Origin of the sequence: Achromobacter deleyi (assembly GCF_013116765.2) — a bacterium.
GTDB lineage: Bacteria > Pseudomonadota > Gammaproteobacteria > Burkholderiales > Burkholderiaceae_B > Achromobacter > Achromobacter deleyi_A.
In genome coordinates this window covers 145,163-159,598 of record NZ_CP074375.1, presented here as the reverse complement: position 1 = coordinate 159,598, position 14,436 = coordinate 145,163, and the positions used below count along the sequence as shown (strand labels likewise).

At 68.4% G+C, this 14,436-nt stretch carries 15 protein-coding genes; 4 read left to right on the top strand and 11 right to left on the bottom strand.

Annotated elements, in window-relative coordinates:
* Nucleotides 1-83: 83 nt before the first annotated feature.
* Genes HLG70_RS00675 through cynS form a run of 4 tightly spaced genes read left to right on the top strand, consistent with a single transcriptional unit; the run spans nucleotide 84 to nucleotide 3,544 of the window.
* Nucleotides 84-1,448 (top strand): CmpA/NrtA family ABC transporter substrate-binding protein, encoded by a 1,365-nt coding sequence (locus HLG70_RS00675; protein WP_171667537.1) that lies wholly within the window; start codon nucleotides 84-86, stop codon nucleotides 1,446-1,448.
* Complete coding sequence (gene ntrB / locus HLG70_RS00670; protein ID WP_171667538.1) at nucleotides 1,448-2,290, top strand: nitrate ABC transporter permease; 843 nt, start codon at nucleotides 1,448-1,450, stop codon at nucleotides 2,288-2,290. Before HLG70_RS00675 ends, ntrB begins: the two co-directional genes overlap by 1 nt.
* A 4-nt stretch (nucleotides 2,291-2,294) precedes the next feature.
* Nucleotides 2,295-3,089 carry an ABC transporter ATP-binding protein gene (locus tag HLG70_RS00665; RefSeq protein WP_171667539.1) on the top strand — a complete coding sequence of 265 codons (795 nt, stop codon included), beginning with the start codon at nucleotides 2,295-2,297 and terminating at the stop codon, nucleotides 3,087-3,089.
* Nucleotides 3,090-3,100: 11 nt separating this feature from the next.
* Nucleotides 3,101-3,544, top strand: coding sequence for a cyanase (gene cynS / locus HLG70_RS00660; protein ID WP_171667599.1), 444 nt, complete (start codon nucleotides 3,101-3,103; stop codon nucleotides 3,542-3,544).
* A 4-nt stretch (nucleotides 3,545-3,548) separates the two neighbouring features.
* On the opposite strand, the gene pdxK is transcribed toward cynS, so the two are convergent.
* The 11 genes from pdxK to HLG70_RS00605 all read right to left on the bottom strand — a co-directional run bounded on the left by pdxK (nucleotide 3,549) and on the right by HLG70_RS00605 (nucleotide 14,373).
* Nucleotides 3,549-4,412 (bottom strand): pyridoxine/pyridoxal/pyridoxamine kinase, encoded by an 864-nt coding sequence (pdxK, locus tag HLG70_RS00655; RefSeq protein WP_171667540.1) that lies wholly within the window; start codon nucleotides 4,410-4,412, stop codon nucleotides 3,549-3,551.
* A 120-nt stretch (nucleotides 4,413-4,532) separates the two neighbouring features.
* On the bottom strand, nucleotides 4,533-5,024 hold the full coding sequence (locus HLG70_RS00650; RefSeq protein WP_171667541.1) for an RES family NAD+ phosphorylase: 492 nt from the start codon (nucleotides 5,022-5,024) through the stop codon (nucleotides 4,533-4,535).
* Nucleotides 5,021-5,527: an MbcA/ParS/Xre antitoxin family protein gene (locus HLG70_RS00645; protein WP_171667542.1), complete on the bottom strand. Its 507-nt coding sequence runs from the start codon at nucleotides 5,525-5,527 to the stop codon at nucleotides 5,021-5,023. The genes HLG70_RS00650 and HLG70_RS00645 overlap by 4 nt, the downstream gene beginning before the upstream one ends.
* Nucleotides 5,463-6,521: a peptidylprolyl isomerase gene (locus HLG70_RS00640; RefSeq protein WP_171667543.1), complete on the bottom strand. Its 1,059-nt coding sequence runs from the start codon at nucleotides 6,519-6,521 to the stop codon at nucleotides 5,463-5,465. Before HLG70_RS00640 ends, HLG70_RS00645 begins: the two co-directional genes overlap by 65 nt.
* A gap of 109 nt (nucleotides 6,522-6,630) precedes the next feature.
* Nucleotides 6,631-7,131, bottom strand: a complete 501-nt coding sequence (locus tag HLG70_RS00635) for a YbjN domain-containing protein (RefSeq protein WP_171667544.1) — start codon at nucleotides 7,129-7,131, stop codon at nucleotides 6,631-6,633.
* 41 nt (nucleotides 7,132-7,172) lie between these two features.
* The gene (locus HLG70_RS00630; RefSeq protein WP_234103319.1) at nucleotides 7,173-7,865 is read right to left on the bottom strand and encodes a DNA repair protein; all 693 of its coding nucleotides are present in this window, start codon (nucleotides 7,863-7,865) and stop codon (nucleotides 7,173-7,175) included.
* Between the two features lie 10 nt (nucleotides 7,866-7,875).
* Nucleotides 7,876-9,570: a putative porin gene (locus HLG70_RS00625; RefSeq protein WP_171667546.1), complete on the bottom strand. Its 1,695-nt coding sequence runs from the start codon at nucleotides 9,568-9,570 to the stop codon at nucleotides 7,876-7,878.
* A 36-nt stretch (nucleotides 9,571-9,606) separates the two neighbouring features.
* Nucleotides 9,607-10,320: a TonB C-terminal domain-containing protein gene (locus HLG70_RS00620; RefSeq protein ID WP_171667547.1), complete on the bottom strand. Its 714-nt coding sequence runs from the start codon at nucleotides 10,318-10,320 to the stop codon at nucleotides 9,607-9,609.
* Between the two features lie 17 nt (nucleotides 10,321-10,337).
* Nucleotides 10,338-10,757 (bottom strand): ExbD/TolR family protein, encoded by a 420-nt coding sequence (locus tag HLG70_RS00615; protein WP_006222018.1) that lies wholly within the window; start codon nucleotides 10,755-10,757, stop codon nucleotides 10,338-10,340.
* A gap of 9 nt (nucleotides 10,758-10,766) precedes the next feature.
* Nucleotides 10,767-12,689: a DUF2341 domain-containing protein gene (locus HLG70_RS00610; RefSeq protein ID WP_171667548.1), complete on the bottom strand. Its 1,923-nt coding sequence runs from the start codon at nucleotides 12,687-12,689 to the stop codon at nucleotides 10,767-10,769.
* A 37-nt stretch (nucleotides 12,690-12,726) separates the two neighbouring features.
* Nucleotides 12,727-14,373 carry a ShlB/FhaC/HecB family hemolysin secretion/activation protein gene (locus tag HLG70_RS00605; protein WP_171667549.1) on the bottom strand — a complete coding sequence of 549 codons (1,647 nt, stop codon included), beginning with the start codon at nucleotides 14,371-14,373 and terminating at the stop codon, nucleotides 12,727-12,729.
* Nucleotides 14,374-14,436: the final 63 nt, after the last annotated feature.

Below are 14,436 nucleotides of genomic sequence, written 5' to 3'. Positions count from 1 at the left end.
CTACACGCGTATCGTTGAACCGGCGATACCGGCCGTGCGCCGCCGGCCCCATGATGGCTCCATTCCCGCCCGAAGGAGCCACCATGTCCCTATTCAGCAATCCGTTCGACGCCAACAGCCGCCTGGCCTGCGGCTGCGGCCGCCACGCCTCCCTGGCCGAACACACGCGCGCCCAGCAGGGCCCCGCGCGCGGCGGCAGCGCCGTGGACAACGCGGTCGAGCACGCCGTCATGCGCGCCCTGTTCCCGCAGGACGCCCTGCGCCGCCGCTTCCTGCGCGCGGTCGGCAGCGGCACCGCCATGGCCGCCATCGCGTCGATCTTTCCACTGGCCGCCGCCAAGGAAGCCTTCGCCCAGACCACCGGGCCGCTGGAAAAGCAAAAGCTGAAGGTCGGCTTCATTCCCATCACCTGCGCCACGCCCATCATCATGGCGCACCCCATGGGCTTCTACGCCAAGCAGGGCCTGGACGTAGAAGTCGTCAAGACCGCCGGCTGGGCGCTGATCCGCGACAAGGCCATGTCGGGCGAATACGACGCCGCGCACATGCTGTCGCCGATGCCGCTGGCCATCTCGATGGGCGTGGGCGCCAGCCGCGCCGTGCCGTGGACCATGCCCGCCGTCGAGAACATCAACGGCCAGGCCATCACCCTGTCCATGAAGCACAAGGACCGGCGCGATCCCAAGGACTGGAAGGGCTTCAAGTTCGCCGTCCCCTTCGACTACTCCATGCACAACTACCTGTTGCGCTACTACCTGGCGGAACACGGACTGGACCCCGACACCGACGTGCAGATCCGTTCCGTGCCGCCGCCCGAGATGGTGGCCAACCTGCGCGCCGACAACATCGACGGGTTCCTCGCGCCGGACCCCGTGAACCAGCGCGCGGTCTATGACGGCGTGGGCTTCATCCATACACTGTCCAAGGCCATCTGGGACGGCCACCCCTGCTGCGCGTTCTCCGCCAGCAAGGAATTCGTCACCAGCATGCCCAATACGTACCAGGCCTTGCTCAAGTCCATCATCGAAGCCACCGCCTATGCCCGCGACCCGGCGCACCGCAAGGAAATCGCCACCGCCATCGCCGCGCCCAACTACCTGAACCAGCCCGTCACGGTCGTGGAACAGGTGCTGACCGGCACCTATGCCGACGGCCTGGGCAAGGTGCTGACCGACCCCAACCGGATCGACTTCGACCCCATGCCCTGGCAGTCGTTCGCGGTCTGGATCCTGACGCAGATGAAGCGCTGGGGCCAGATCAAGGGCGACGTGGACTACCAGAAGGTGGCCAGCGAAGTGTTCCTGGCGACGGACGCCGTGCGCCTGATGCGCGAAGCCGGCCTGACCCCGCCCGCCGAGACCGGCAAGTCGTTCAGCATCATGGGCAAGCCTTTCGATCCCAGCCAGCCCGAAGCCTACCTGGCTGGCTTCAAGATCCGGAGGACCTGATGCGGTCCGTGCAATATTGGCGGGCCACGTTCCTGTCCGTCGCGCTGTTCCTGGCGTTCCTGCTGCTGTGGCACGCCGCCACCCGGCCCGATACGGGCGGGGCGGCGGTGGACCCGGCCTATGCCGCGCTGGTCGGCAACGCCGCGGCCAGCGGTTCGAAGACGCCCTTCCCCGGTCCCGCCGAGGTAGGCGCGCAGCTGTGGCAGCACTTGAAGAATCCCTTCTACGACCGCGGCCCCAACGACAAGGGAATCGGCATTCAGCTGGCCTACTCCGTCGCGCGGGTGCTGACGGGCTTTGGTCTGGCGGCGCTGGTGGCCATCCCGCTGGGCTTTCTGATCGGCATGTCCAAGACCGTATACCGGGCCTTCGATCCCTTCATCCAGGTGCTCAAGCCCATCTCGCCGCTGGCGTGGATGCCGCTGGCGCTCTACACCATCAAGGACGCCGACACGTCCGCCATCTTCGTGATCTTCATCTGCTCGTTGTGGCCCATGCTGGTGAACACGGCCTTTGGCGTGGGCGCGGTGCGGCAGGACTGGCTCAACGTGGCGCGCACGCTGGAGGTCTCGCGCCTGCGCACCGCGCTGCAGGTGATCCTGCCGGCGGCGGCGCCCACCATCATGACGGGCATGCGCATTTCGGTGGGCATCGCCTGGCTGGTGATCGTGGCGGCGGAGATGCTGATCGGCGGCACCGGCATCGGCTACTTCGTGTGGAACGAATGGAACAACCTGTCTATCGCCAACATCATCTGCGCCATTTTCTTCATCGGCCTGATCGGCATGCTGCTGGACAACCTGCTGGCGCGCGCCGCGCGGCTGGTCAGCTATCGGGAGTGACGCCATGAGCCAATCTTTCCTGCAGGTTCAAGGGCTGGGAAAACGCTATCCCGGCCGCAACGGCCAGCCTCAGCCGCCTGTCTTCGAGAACATCGACTTCAGCATCGAGCAAGGCCAGTTCGTCTGCGTGATCGGCCATTCCGGCTGCGGCAAGACCACCATCCTGAACGTGCTGGCCGGCATCGACGAAACCAATGAAGGCGTCGTCATCATGGACGGCCGCCAGATCGCCGGCCCGTCCCTTGAGCGCGGCGTCGTGTTCCAGGCGCATGCGCTGCTGCCCTGGCTGACGGCGCTGCAGAACGTGGAGTTCGGCGTGCGCTCACGCTGGCCCGCCTACAGCCGCGAACAGGTGCGCGCGCACAGCCAGCGCTATCTGGAGATGGTGGGCCTGGGCCTGGCCTCCGGCAAGAAACCCTGCGAACTGTCGGGCGGCATGAAGCAGCGCGTGGGCATCGCGCGCGCCTTCGCGATCCAGCCTAAGATGCTCTTGCTGGACGAGCCCTTCGGCGCGCTGGACGCACTGACCCGCGGCACCATCCAGGACGAACTGCGCGGCATCGTCCAGGAAACCCGCCAGACCGTATTCATGATCACGCACGATGTGGACGAGGCCATCCTGCTGTCGGACCGCATCCTGCTCATGAGCGCGGGCCCCTACGCCCGCATCGCCGAGTCCGTCAGCGTGGACCTGCCGCGCGACCGGACCCGCGCCAGCCTGCACCACGAACCCCGCTACTACGAAATCCGCAACCATCTCGTCGACTTCCTGGTCGACAAGGCATCCCACAAGGAGTGAACCCCATCATGATGTCCCGCGCTGAAGTCACCGAACTGGTCGTTACCCGCAAGCTGGAAAAGAAGCTCACCTGGACCGCCATCGCCGAGGCCGTGGGCCAGAGCAAGGAATGGACCACCGCCGCGCTGCTGGGCCAGATGACCCTGACCGAAGAGCAGGCGCTGGCCGCCGCCCGCGTGCTGGACCTGCCGGCCGACGCGGTCGTGCAGCTGCAGGTCGTGCCGTACAAGGGCTCGCTGCCGACCGCCGTGCCGACGGACCCGCTGATCTACCGTTTCTATGAGCTGATCAGCGTCTACGGCACCACCTTCAAGGCGCTGATCAACGAAGAGTTCGGCGACGGCATCATGAGCGCCATCGACTTCAAGATGGACCTCTCGCGCGAAGCCGACCCCAAGGGCGACCGGGTGCAGATCGTGATGAGCGGCAAGTTCCTGCCGTACAAGACGTACTGAACCCCTAGTCCTCGACGGCCAGCTCTTCCCAGCCCAGTTCCCGGGTGCGCTCCAGCGTCACGGTGACCTGGGCCGCGGCTTCACGCACCGCCTGGACCAGCGCCTGGCCGTTCAGCAGCCTGGCGGTGACGCCGGCCATGAACACGTCGCCTGTACCGTGCACCGACGGCGGAATGGCGATCTCAGGGTGAGTCACCACGGTGGCTTCGTCGCGCGTCACCACTGCCAGCTGCAGCGTGCCCGGCGCCGCGGCCATGGGCGCGGCGCTGGTCACGACGATCCAGCCCGGTCCTTGCGCGATCAGTTCGCGCGCCCCGGCCACCACCTCGTCCATGGACGACAACGGCCGCCCCACCAGCAGTTCCAGTTCAAAATGGTTGGGCGTCATGCCGTCGGCCAGCGGCACCAGCAGGTTCCGGTACTGCGCGACCAGCCCTTCGTTCACGTACAGGCCGTCGTTGCGGTCGCCCATGACCGGATCGATATGCACCCGCAGGTCCGGCCGGGCGGCGCGCAGCGCGGGCAGCCAGCGGGCCAGCAGATCGGCCTGCCCGGGCTGGCCCAGATAGCCGCACACCACGGCGCGCGCCACGCGGCTCACGCCGCGCTCATCCAGCCCCCGCAGCAGGCCCTCGAACCACTCCAGCGACACCGCGCCACCATGCAGGGAGGGATAGTGCGGGGTATTGCTCAGGATGACCGTGGGCACCGCGATCGCCCGCAGACCCGCCTTGCGGAAAACCGGCATGGCGGCGTTGTTGCCGACATAGCCATAGACGACCTGGGATTGTATGGAGACGATGTCCACCTGCACGGTGCGGGCGGGCAGCGCTGCGCCCGGCGCGGGGGCAGCGGGAATTGCGGTCATACGGCTTGCTCCTGAGAGGAACGCGGGTTGCGGAGCCGGCCTGTGCCGGACCGCCGGATCCGCATTATTCTAGTCCGCGTCCCGCCTACGCCGGCCGGCCAGGTTCGGCCCGGCCCCCTCCTACGCTTCCCCAGGCCGCGCCGCCACCAGCCAACCCGCCCCCTCCTGCACCGCGCCGGCCACGCCCGACAGATGCGGATCGAAGGGATAGGCCAGAGCCGACACGATCTGGCATTGCGCCAGTTGGGGGTGTTCGGCATTCAACAGGTACTGGACGCCGCCCGCCGCCGACGGCACGCGCAGCAGCAAGGTATCGCCGCGCGCCAGCCAGGCATTGCCCTGGGCGCGCGTGGCGGGCGTGTCGTTCTGCCAATGGGCTGGCGCCTGGACCTCGCTCACCGCATGCCCGGGCGCAGCCACTTCCAGCAGGAAGTAGTGGCGCGGCAAGGCATCGGGATGCGCGACCTCGGACTGCGCCAGCCGCGCGAACACAGCGGCCGCGGGCGTGGCGTCCAGCACGACGACGGCCGCGCCGGCGCCATGCCAGCGGCCCGCCGGCCGGGCCCGCGGCTGCAGGTCCTGGCTGTTGCTCAAGCGCCAGAGCGCGATCATGGGCCGTTTCCTTCGTCTATGTCGATGAGCCATTGCTCGATCATCTGGGCATACCGCCCGAACTGGCTGAGCAGCAGCGGCACCCGCCCGTGCAGGCGGCGCTTGGGCTGGCACAGCCAAAGATGGGCAATGTCGCGCTCGCCGAACACCAGTTCGGCCAGCCACGCCACCCGCAGCGCCCGGTGCAGCACGCGCAGGTCCGCCAGGTCCAGCCCGTGCTCGCGCGCCGGATCGCGCAGCCGTCCCGGGCCGTTCTCGGGCACCAGCGGAAACCAGCGCCGGACTTCATCGGGGAACGTGATGCGCAGAGCCTGCAGCAGCGCCGCCGCGCACTGCACGGTATTGGGCGGCCCGGTCCAGCCCAGCGCCTGATGCAGGCGGGCATCCAGCGCCAGCGTGACCGGGCGCCCGCCGCCGGCGGCGGGCCTGACGCCCGCCTCAGGGCGCGCGCGCGACAGCCGGCTTGGCCGCCGGGGCGGCTGCGGTTTGTTCAAACGCGGCATTGAGCGCCGCGCCATCGATGCTGACGGTACCGGCATTCAACAAACCCTCCAGATAGGCCCGCGCCGCCAGTTCCTGGCGTTGGGTGCGCAGCGCAACGCGCAGCTCTTCCTTGACCTGCTCAAACGGCGTCACGCCGGCGGGGCGCACGTCCGCCAGCTTCAGAATGTGGAAGCCCGCGGCGGACTGCACGGGAGCAGACACCTCGCCGGCCTTCAGCTGTTCGACCGCCGGCCGCATCTCGGGCGTCAGCTGCGCCAGCGGCGCGTAGCCGATGTCGCCGCCCTGCCCGCGCGTGGTCGAGTCCTGCGAGAAGTCCCGCGCCAGCGCGGCGAAATCACCCTTGGGCGCCTGCGCGCGCTTGACCAGGTCCAGCGCCTGCTTGCGCGCGGCGGCGACGGCCTCGGCGTCGCCCAGCGCCGCGGGCAGGAAGATCTGGCTGATCCGGTACATCGCCGGCTGCGCCAATTGGGGCTTGGCGCGTTCATAGGCTGCCTGCAGATCGGCCTGTCCCGGGTAGTCGTCGGGCGCGCGGCTGACGGACTCCAGATAGCTTTGCAGCAGGATCCGTTCCTGCGCGGCCTGGAACGCACGCTGGAGTTCCGGCTTGTCCTGCCAGCCCTGCGCGCGCGCCTGCTCGATCAGCGCCTTCTCGGCCAGCCTGGCTCGCAGCCACTGGTCCAGCCCGGCGCGGTTGTCCTTGAGCTGGGCCAGCGACTGCGGCGGCAGGGCCTGCAGCTGGCGCAACAGTTCATCGCGGTCCACCTGCACGGCGCCCAGCGTCGCGATGGCGGGCGCCCTGGAGGCCGCCACAGGCGCGGCCGACGTGGGCGTGGCGGCGGGCGCGGCGGCAGCGGGCCTGGCCTTGGCCGGCGCCGTCTCGCTGCTTTGCGCGTCGTTGCCGCGCATCAGCGCCACCGCGCCGGCCAGCACGGCGATCGTCAGGATGGCGCCGGCCACACGCAGGGCGGCGGGGGATTTCAGGATCGTGGTCATAGTCGGAACCTTTGCATGCATCACATCAATACGCCATCGCGCGATGGCAAGCGCCGGGCGTGCGAGGAGCCTGCTCCGCCCATGCCCGGCGCCCGGACTTCACCGGCGCCTAGTGCGTCGCGTCTTCCGCGACGGCCTCTTCCACGCGCGCATCGCCGGCATCGGCGGCGGGCGCTTCGTCCACCGCCTGCGCCGAGGCGTTGGCTCGCAGGAACAACAGGAACTCCTGCAGCAGCCGGTCCCACAGTTCGGTGGTGGCGCGCAGATAGGTCTCCGACACCCCGCCGGCCACGATCACGTCCAGCTCCAGCACCAGGAACGCGCCTTGCACGGTCAGGCGGGCAAAGCGCTTTTCGACGTTCCAGCGCTCGGCCAGGCCCGCCGGCAGCTCGCCCTGCACGCGCAGGGCGCAGCTCAGCGTGTAGTCCAGGTACTGGCCGTCCTGCTGGCCCGGATTGCCCATGCGGGCGGCGAAGCCCACGCCCTGGCTGGCGCTGAGCAGCTGCACCATGCCGTTCTGTTCGGACAGGGTCACGCGGTAGCCCAGCGATTGCAGCAGCTCCTGCAGGCGTTCGGCGTTTACGTCAAGAATCAGGCTGGATTCGGTCATTGCGGTATTCCTAGAGGAAAAGATGAAACTGTCTTGTCAGATTAGGGATTCGAGGTTGCAGCAGCTTGACTCGGCGCGATCTGCGCGTCGTACAGCTTGTCGCCGTAGGCCTGCGCCTGCTCCTCGAACCGGACCCGCGCCTTGCCCGCGAAGGGCTGCTTGATGGCCAGGATGTCGCCGGTGCTGATGCGTTCGTACGCGTTCAGGATTTCCTTGCCGGCCTCGTACATTTCGCGGTTCCTGGCGACGCAGACCTTGACCTCCTCGTCGCGCTGCGCAAGGTTTCGGGCCAGCGCCTGGCGCTCGGTTTCCTTGCCCCGCGCCAGGGTCAGGAGTTCGTCGTACGCGCCCTTGAACTTGCCGAGCTGCGCCTGGGTGGCCGAGACTTGCGCCTGCGCGCTTTCCATCACGGCCTCCTGCTGCCCGGCCAGCTTGTCGGCCTGCCCGCGGGCCTGGGCCAACTGGGCGCGCAAGGTCTCCAGCTCTTTCTGCGCGGAGTCGCGCTGCGCCTCGGCGGCCGCCTTGGCCGCGTTGACCTGCGCCTGTTCGCCCTGCAACTGGGAAAGCTGCTGGGTGGTGCTGCGCAGCTGGGCGCGCAGGCGTTCCTCCATGCTTTCAGCCTGCGCGCCGCCGGCCAAGGTCAGACCGGCCGCGCACAGGGCCACGGCGGCGGCAAGCCGCCGGCCGCGCCCCGCCGCGGGGGAATGGCGGGATTCATCCCATACGATGTGCATGTCCATGGCCTCAGAACCTGGCGTTGATCTCGAACTGCATCGTGTCGATGGCCAAGGGCGGACCGTAGATTTCCTTGGTGCTCATCCAGCGGAAGACGCCGTAGACGTTCTTGTCGAAGGCATAGCCGCCGCCGATGTAGTAGCCGCGCGCGTTGGTGCCGCCCTGATGGAACGACGAATCGTTGAAGGCGTCGGGCAGCGCATCGGGCTGGATGTACTTGTAGCCAACAAAAGCCAGCCAGTCGCCCTTCTCCTTCAGGTCATACGACCGGCCCAGCGTGGCTTGCAGCATCCAGGCATTGGGACCGCTTTCGATGTCGCCGTTCTCGCCGAAGTTGTTGACGATGTAGCCTTGCGACCGGCTCATCATCTTGCTCTTGCTGTAGGCCAGGTTGCGGATGTAGTTGCCGTTCAGGCGCAGGCCCAGGCCGTCGAACACGCGGGTATCCCAGCGCAGGTTCAGGTCCAGCAGGTCGAACTTCGACGCCAGGCCCACGAACTGCGGCTGCGCCGTGTTGGCGGGGTCTAGCGGGTCCGGCGCGATGTTGCGCAGCAGGAACAGCGTGTTGCCCTTTTGCATGAACGCCGGGCGCGACCAGTCGGTATCGCAGTTCTCGTCCCCCGCCCACGGCGAGCAGGAGCTGGAGCGCTGGCCGGCGATGTTGTCGAAGTGGTAGTAGGCCAGCGCGCCGCGCAGGCTGTTCTGGGTGTTGATCTTCCAGTCGGCGCCCACCTGCGCGCCCAGCAGCCACTTGTTCTCGCTGCTGCCTTCGGACATCGATCCCGAGTTCCAGCCGTTGTTCGCGTATTCCGTGGCAAAGGCGCCCAGGGTGCCGAACAGGGTGACGTCGCGGCCCTGCAGCGGATGCTTGAAGATCGCGGCCACGCCGTCGAAGTTCAGATCGTTGGAGAACAGCGTGTCGGTGGATTCGAACGGATTGGCGATGCGCCCGCCCGTCACCGTCGCCCACTTGGCCGGACGGTAGGTCAGGTAGGCCTGGTCCAGCCAGATGTCCTTCTTGCCCATGCCGCCGCCCAAGGTCTGGGAGGTCGACACCGGGCTGTCGTCGCTGCCGGTGGCCAGACGGATGCCGGCAGTCCAGGCTTCCGAGATGTCGGCGCGCACGCCCAGCCGGGCACGGATGCGCAACTGGTTGCGGCGGTCCTGCCGGGTGTTCAGCATCGGCGGATAAGCGGTGCTGGTGTCGGGGTTGACGTCGTACGGCCCATTGGCATTGAGCTTGGCGAAATCGGTGATCTCGTTGCTGTTGTTGCCGTTGTAGAAGCGCGATTCGTCGCGCACCCGCACATCGCCTTCGACCGTGATGCGCGACACCCAGTCGGGGAAGGTGTTGGGCTGCGCCCAGTTTTCGTCCTTGGCCTGCACCATGACCTCCGCCTTGACCTCGTCGCGGATCTGGTCGCGCACCGTCTGCGGAATGTAGGGCACGCGCACGTCGCCCGCCTGCGCCACGGCGGCGCCGCGGTCCGGCGTGGCCTGCCGGGCCGCCTTGGCTTCGGCTTCGGCCTGCGCCACCAGCGCGTCGGCCTGCTCGGGCTTGAGCACGCCTTGCTGCACCAGCAGGCGGATCAGGTTGATGGTGGCGTTCTCGGACGGCGCGGGCGCGCCGTGCGCGGGCAGTGCGACGGCGCCCGCCGCGGCCAGCGCCAGCGATGCCGCCAGCCGGTTCAGTTGGAACTTCATTCTCTAGTCACTCCGGGATCAGTTCAATTCGGTGGTTCAGGAGGGGCGGCGGCCGGTCAGCGATGCGCGTATCGGCATGCTGGCCGAGGCCGGCGGACGTTCGTCCAGTCCAGGCACGGCGCGCAGCGCGGCGACCACGCGGGCGTCGACATCGGCGTCGCCGCTGCCGCGGGTCAGCTCGACCCGCGTGATCTGCCCGGACGCCGTGAGCCAGATGTTGGCTTGCAGGCGGAAGGTCAGATTGCGGGTGCGCTCGTCTTCGCGCAGGATCTTTTGCAGCGCGTAGGCCAGGTACTGGCTGTAGGTGGCGTTGCCCGCGCGCCCCCCGCCTCCACCAGCCATGCCCTTGCCCTGGCCCGCGCCGATGTTGAACGCGTCGCTGCCGGCCTGCGCATCGCCGTCGATCTGCATCGGGTTGGCCAGGTCGTCGGACGGACGCGGCGGCGCCTCGTCCTGGGGCTTGGGCGGCTCGGGCGTGGGCTGCGGCTCGGGTTCCGGCGTCGCCACCGGCTCTTCCTTGGGCTGCTCGGGCTCCGGCGGTTTCTCGGGCTCGGGCGGCGGCGGAGGCGGCGGGGGCAGCGGGATGATCGCGGTGACCTTGGGCGCATCGCGCCGGACGCCGGACATGTCGTTGGCCCAGCGCCAGAGCGCATAGGCCGCGACGGCCACCGCCACCGCGACGGCCGCCAGCTTCAGCCAGCGGCGCGCCGGGTGCTGCGCGCGCGAGGTATCGGATGCGTGTTGCGGCATGACGTTAGCCTCGGCCCCTATTGCGGCTTGCCGGTGACCAGCCCGACCTGCGCAAGCTCCAGGCGGCGCAGCAGGTCCAGCACTTCCACGACCTTCTGGTACTGCACGGCGGCGTCGCCGCGCACAATGACCGGGAAATCGGGGTTCAGCGCCTTCTCCGTGCGCAGCCGGTCTTCCAGCTCGGGCAAGGTGACGGGATAGGCGTCCAGGAAAACCTGGCCGGCGTCGTTGACGGAGATCGCCTTGGTCTTGGGCTGCGACAGGGCCATGGTGGAACTGGCCTTGGGCAGGTTGACCTTGATGCCGGCGATCTGCGCCGTGGCGGTCAGGATGAACATGACCAGCACGACCATCAGCACGTCGACCAGCGGCGTGATGTTGATGCCGTCCACGGGCGCGTCGTCGTCATCGTCCTGGGATGCGGATACGGAAGCCATGGTTCCTCCTTACGCCTCGGCGGGCGCGGGTTGCGCATCGCGCACGGCCGGGCGGCTGGCCGCCTGCGCGCGCGCCGCGGGGTGGTGGGCGGCTTCCTGCGCCTGCGTCTCGCCATGCACTTCGGCCAGGCGCGTGACGAATTCGTCGACGAAGACGCGCATGTCGGCGCTGACTTCCTTGTTGCGCGAAACCAGGCGGTTGTAGCCAAACAGCGCCGGAATGGCGACGAACAGGCCCATGGCCGTGGCCAGCAAGGCGGCGGCCATGCCCGGGGCGATCGCGTTGATGTTCACGTCGCCGGCCATGGCCGTGCCCAGGAACACCACCATAATGCCCAGCACGGTGCCCAGCAGGCCGATGTACGGGCCGCCGGCGATCGCGTTGGACAGCGAGCCCAGCTTGGAGCCCAGTACCTGGTTTTCCTTGGTGCGCACGGCGTCCATGGAAGCGCGGATGGCTTCGATGGTGGCCGCCGAGATCGAGCTGGTGTCGGCGCCCTGCGCGCGGCGCGTGCGGATTTCATTGATGGCCACGCGGTACAGGCGCCACAGCGAGGCGTGCTCCAGGCGGTTGGCCAGCGCGGCGTCGTCGGCCAGCAGTTCCAGGCGTTGGCCGACCTTGGCGAAGGACTCGCGGAAGGCTTCGTTGGCGCGGGCAAGGCGGGCCACGTGGCGGCTCTTCTTGATCATGATGATCCAGGACTGCACCATCATCAGCACCAGCACGCCGATGATGATCCAGGCGTCGATCGGCACGGCCTTGAGCAGGAAGCCCATGCCGCCGAAGCCGAAGCCGGATTGCTCTTCATCGGCGCCGTAGGCGACCAGACGCGATTCCGCGCCTTGCGAGCTGGCATCGGCGTAGATCAACGCGGAGGGGCGAGCCACCTTGGACAGCCGGACTTCGTCGATGGCGCCGACGAACGGCGCATAGACCGGCTGCACGGGAGCGGCGGCTTGCTCAGGAGCGGCGGCGTCGGCGCCCGCCACGGGAGCGGCGGCCGAAACCGGCGCGGCGGCGGGAGCGGGCACGTCCCCGCCTAGCGCGGCGGTGGTGTTCAGCGGCGGCAGGCTGGCGGCCAGCGACGCCGAAGCGCGGCCGTTGACGTACAGGTTCACCTGGCTGCCGTCGGCCGTCACGGCCAGGTGCTGCCAGGCGGCCGGGGTCAGCGGCTGGCCGGGCTGGCTGCGCTGGCCGTTGACCTCCACGAAGGGCACGCCCTGGCTGATGCCGATCAGCAAGGCGTTGCCGGCGTCACGGCGGGCATAGACGAGCTGTTCGCCGGCCGGCTGGTCGGCGCGCACCCAGGCGCTGAAGGTGAAAGCGCCCGCGGCGGGCACGGCCAGCGAGGGGCTGGCGGGCAGCATCAAAGGCGCCGTGCCCGCGAACTGCGCGGCCCGGCCGATCACGCCATCCACGGCGGCGCCCGTCGGCGTCTGGCCGTGGTTGCTGTAGGCCGTGGTGTCGCGCGGCGGCGCGCCGGCGGCCCCGTCGAAGTGATAGACCAGCGTGTAGTTGGGGTCGAAGCTCAGCTGGCCGTTGCCCGACGCCGGCGCCTTCTGGTTGCCGTAGTACATCCAGATGTCCTGGCGCTGGCCGTCGGCCACCTCGGGCACGTCCACCCACACAAGGGCCATGCCCAGCAGGGGATCGAAGGCCTCCAGCTGATGGTTCAGTACGGTCTGGTCGTCGGCCGCCACGAAGCGGATGTCGGCGCCCTTCTCGTTGATGCCATCGAAGGTGAAGTTGCCCGTGTGCAGGCGCACCAGCAGCGGCGTGCGGCCCGCCGGACCGCCCAGCGGCATGCCCTGGGCGGTGCTGTCGACGGTGATTTGCTTGCGGTACTGCCAGTCTGGCTGCCACCAGGCGTGGGCGGCGGACGGCAATACGCCGGCCAGCACGGTGAGTAGGAGCATCAATAGGCGTTGCATGGTCAAGACTCCGGGATAAATACGGTTTCGCGCGCGCTCAGAAGCTGGCGCGGACGCTGAAGTTCAGGCGGGGATCGTGTTTGCGGGTGTTGGGGCCGTCCTTGAGCGGATAGCCCCAGTCGAATGAGCCGGACAGCCAGTCCAGCACTTGCATGCGTGTGCCCAGGCCGACGCTGGCCAGCGAGTAGCTGGAATCCTGTTCGGGCAGCGGGTCGCGCAGGCGCAGCGTGGCGGCGTCGGCGAAGGCGTAGAAGCGCCATTCGTTGACATTGCTGCCCAGCCAGCGCGCCAGCGACGGCGTGCGCCATTCGACCGAGCCCAGGATGCCGTCGTCGCCCGTGCGTTCGGCGGCCAGGTAGCCGCGCACGCTGGTGGCGCCGCCGGCCGAGAACTGCTCGTTGGACACCAGCGCGCCCGAGGCCAGCTGGAACGAGCCGCGCAGGCCCAGCTGCCATTCGCCGAACAGGTTCTGCGTGTGGGAGCCGTCGCCGCGCAGCAGCGCGAAGCTGGGACTGGCCATGTAGCGCTTGTTGTCGAACTCCTGCCAGTCGCTGCCCTGGTTGAAGAACGAACCGCTGGCGCCAACGACCGACAGGCCCAGGCTGCTGTGCGAGGACTCGGAATAGCGGTAGCCGTTATAGGCCAGCGTGAACGGCAGGTACTTGATGGGAATCTGGTCTTCGTTGGCGCCGTAGCGGGTGGCCTCGTCGAATTTCTTGTAGTCCAGGCCGATCGACAGCGAATTGCTCCAGTCTCCCTGCGGGTCCATCGCGTAGGTGGCGCTCACGCCAAAGGAATGGCCCTTGCCCAGCACGTTGGTGCCGCCGATGGTGGCCACGTTGCTGTCGCTCTTGTAGCCCGAGAACTGCAGGCTCCAGCGGCCTGACAGCGGCATGGAGTAGGAACCGGACCAGACCTTGGCGTTGTCGGTTTCCTGCGGCGCGGTGAAGAAGGTCAGGCTGACCGAATGGCCAAGCTGCCACAGGTTGTCATAGCCCAGCGACGCGGTGCTGCGCAGGCGCGTGGTGTCGGCGCTGTAGTCGTTGTTCAGGCCCAGGCTGGCGTTCCAGGGGCTCTTGTCCTCGACCTTCAGGTCCACGTCCATGGTGCCCGGCAGGCGGCCTTCCCGGACCAGCGGCACCACTTGGCGGCTGGCGCCCTTGTTCAGGCCGGTCAGCTCGGCCTGTGCCTGGTTGAAGTTCGGCACCTCGCCTTCCTTCAGGGCCGGCACCTCGTCGCGGATCGCCAGGGGCGAGTAATGCTGGGCGCCCACCACGCGCACGCGGCCCACCTTGGTCTCGGACACTTGCAGGAAGACGATGCCGTCGGCCACCTGCTGCTCGGGCAGGTCGACGTATACCGACTGGTAGCCGCGCTCCTGATAGATGGCCTGCAAGGCCTCGCGCGCCGACTCGATGTCGGCCAGCGTGCGCTCCGGTCCCAGGTAGGGGTAGACGGCGCGCTCGATGTCGCGCGCTTCCAGCACGGTATTGCCGCGCACGATGTATTCGTTGATGTTGACGCGGCGGGCGTCGGCCGCTCCGGGAGCCGCGGCGGGCGCGGCTTCCGGGGCCGGCGCGCCCTGCGCCCACGCCGCGTTGATGGCCAGCGTCAGCACAATCGCTTCCGGCGCGCGGCGCAATATGGCGCGCAGCGCGCTACCCCTACTTTCGAAATCATGCATAGCGATGCACTCAGTTCCTTGTGTGAAAACCGGTCTGGTACCGGCCGCTACCGTGCAGTTCGC

Excerpts from the sequence above, each read along its gene's own strand:
- HLG70_RS00675 (WP_171667537.1), top strand. The coding sequence starts at position 84 with ATGTCCCTATTCAGCAATCCGTTCGACGCCAACAGCCGCCTGGCCTGC.
- ntrB (WP_171667538.1), top strand. The coding sequence starts at position 1,448 with ATGCGGTCCGTGCAATATTGGCGGGCCACGTTCCTGTCCGTCGCGCTG.
- HLG70_RS00665 (WP_171667539.1), top strand. The coding sequence starts at position 2,295 with ATGAGCCAATCTTTCCTGCAGGTTCAAGGGCTGGGAAAACGCTATCCC.
- cynS (WP_171667599.1), top strand. The coding sequence starts at position 3,101 with ATGTCCCGCGCTGAAGTCACCGAACTGGTCGTTACCCGCAAGCTGGAA.
- pdxK (WP_171667540.1), bottom strand. The coding sequence starts at position 4,412 with ATGACCGCAATTCCCGCTGCCCCCGCGCCGGGCGCAGCGCTGCCCGCC.
- HLG70_RS00650 (WP_171667541.1), bottom strand. The coding sequence starts at position 5,024 with ATGATCGCGCTCTGGCGCTTGAGCAACAGCCAGGACCTGCAGCCGCGG.
- HLG70_RS00645 (WP_171667542.1), bottom strand. The coding sequence starts at position 5,527 with ATGCCGCGTTTGAACAAACCGCAGCCGCCCCGGCGGCCAAGCCGGCTG.
- HLG70_RS00640 (WP_171667543.1), bottom strand. The coding sequence starts at position 6,521 with ATGACCACGATCCTGAAATCCCCCGCCGCCCTGCGTGTGGCCGGCGCC.
- HLG70_RS00635 (WP_171667544.1), bottom strand. The coding sequence starts at position 7,131 with ATGACCGAATCCAGCCTGATTCTTGACGTAAACGCCGAACGCCTGCAG.
- HLG70_RS00630 (WP_234103319.1), bottom strand. The coding sequence starts at position 7,865 with ATGCACATCGTATGGGATGAATCCCGCCATTCCCCCGCGGCGGGGCGC.
- HLG70_RS00625 (WP_171667546.1), bottom strand. The coding sequence starts at position 9,570 with ATGAAGTTCCAACTGAACCGGCTGGCGGCATCGCTGGCGCTGGCCGCG.
- HLG70_RS00620 (WP_171667547.1), bottom strand. The coding sequence starts at position 10,320 with ATGCCGCAACACGCATCCGATACCTCGCGCGCGCAGCACCCGGCGCGC.
- HLG70_RS00615 (WP_006222018.1), bottom strand. The coding sequence starts at position 10,757 with ATGGCTTCCGTATCCGCATCCCAGGACGATGACGACGACGCGCCCGTG.
- HLG70_RS00610 (WP_171667548.1), bottom strand. The coding sequence starts at position 12,689 with ATGCAACGCCTATTGATGCTCCTACTCACCGTGCTGGCCGGCGTATTG.
- HLG70_RS00605 (WP_171667549.1), bottom strand. The coding sequence starts at position 14,373 with ATGCATGATTTCGAAAGTAGGGGTAGCGCGCTGCGCGCCATATTGCGC.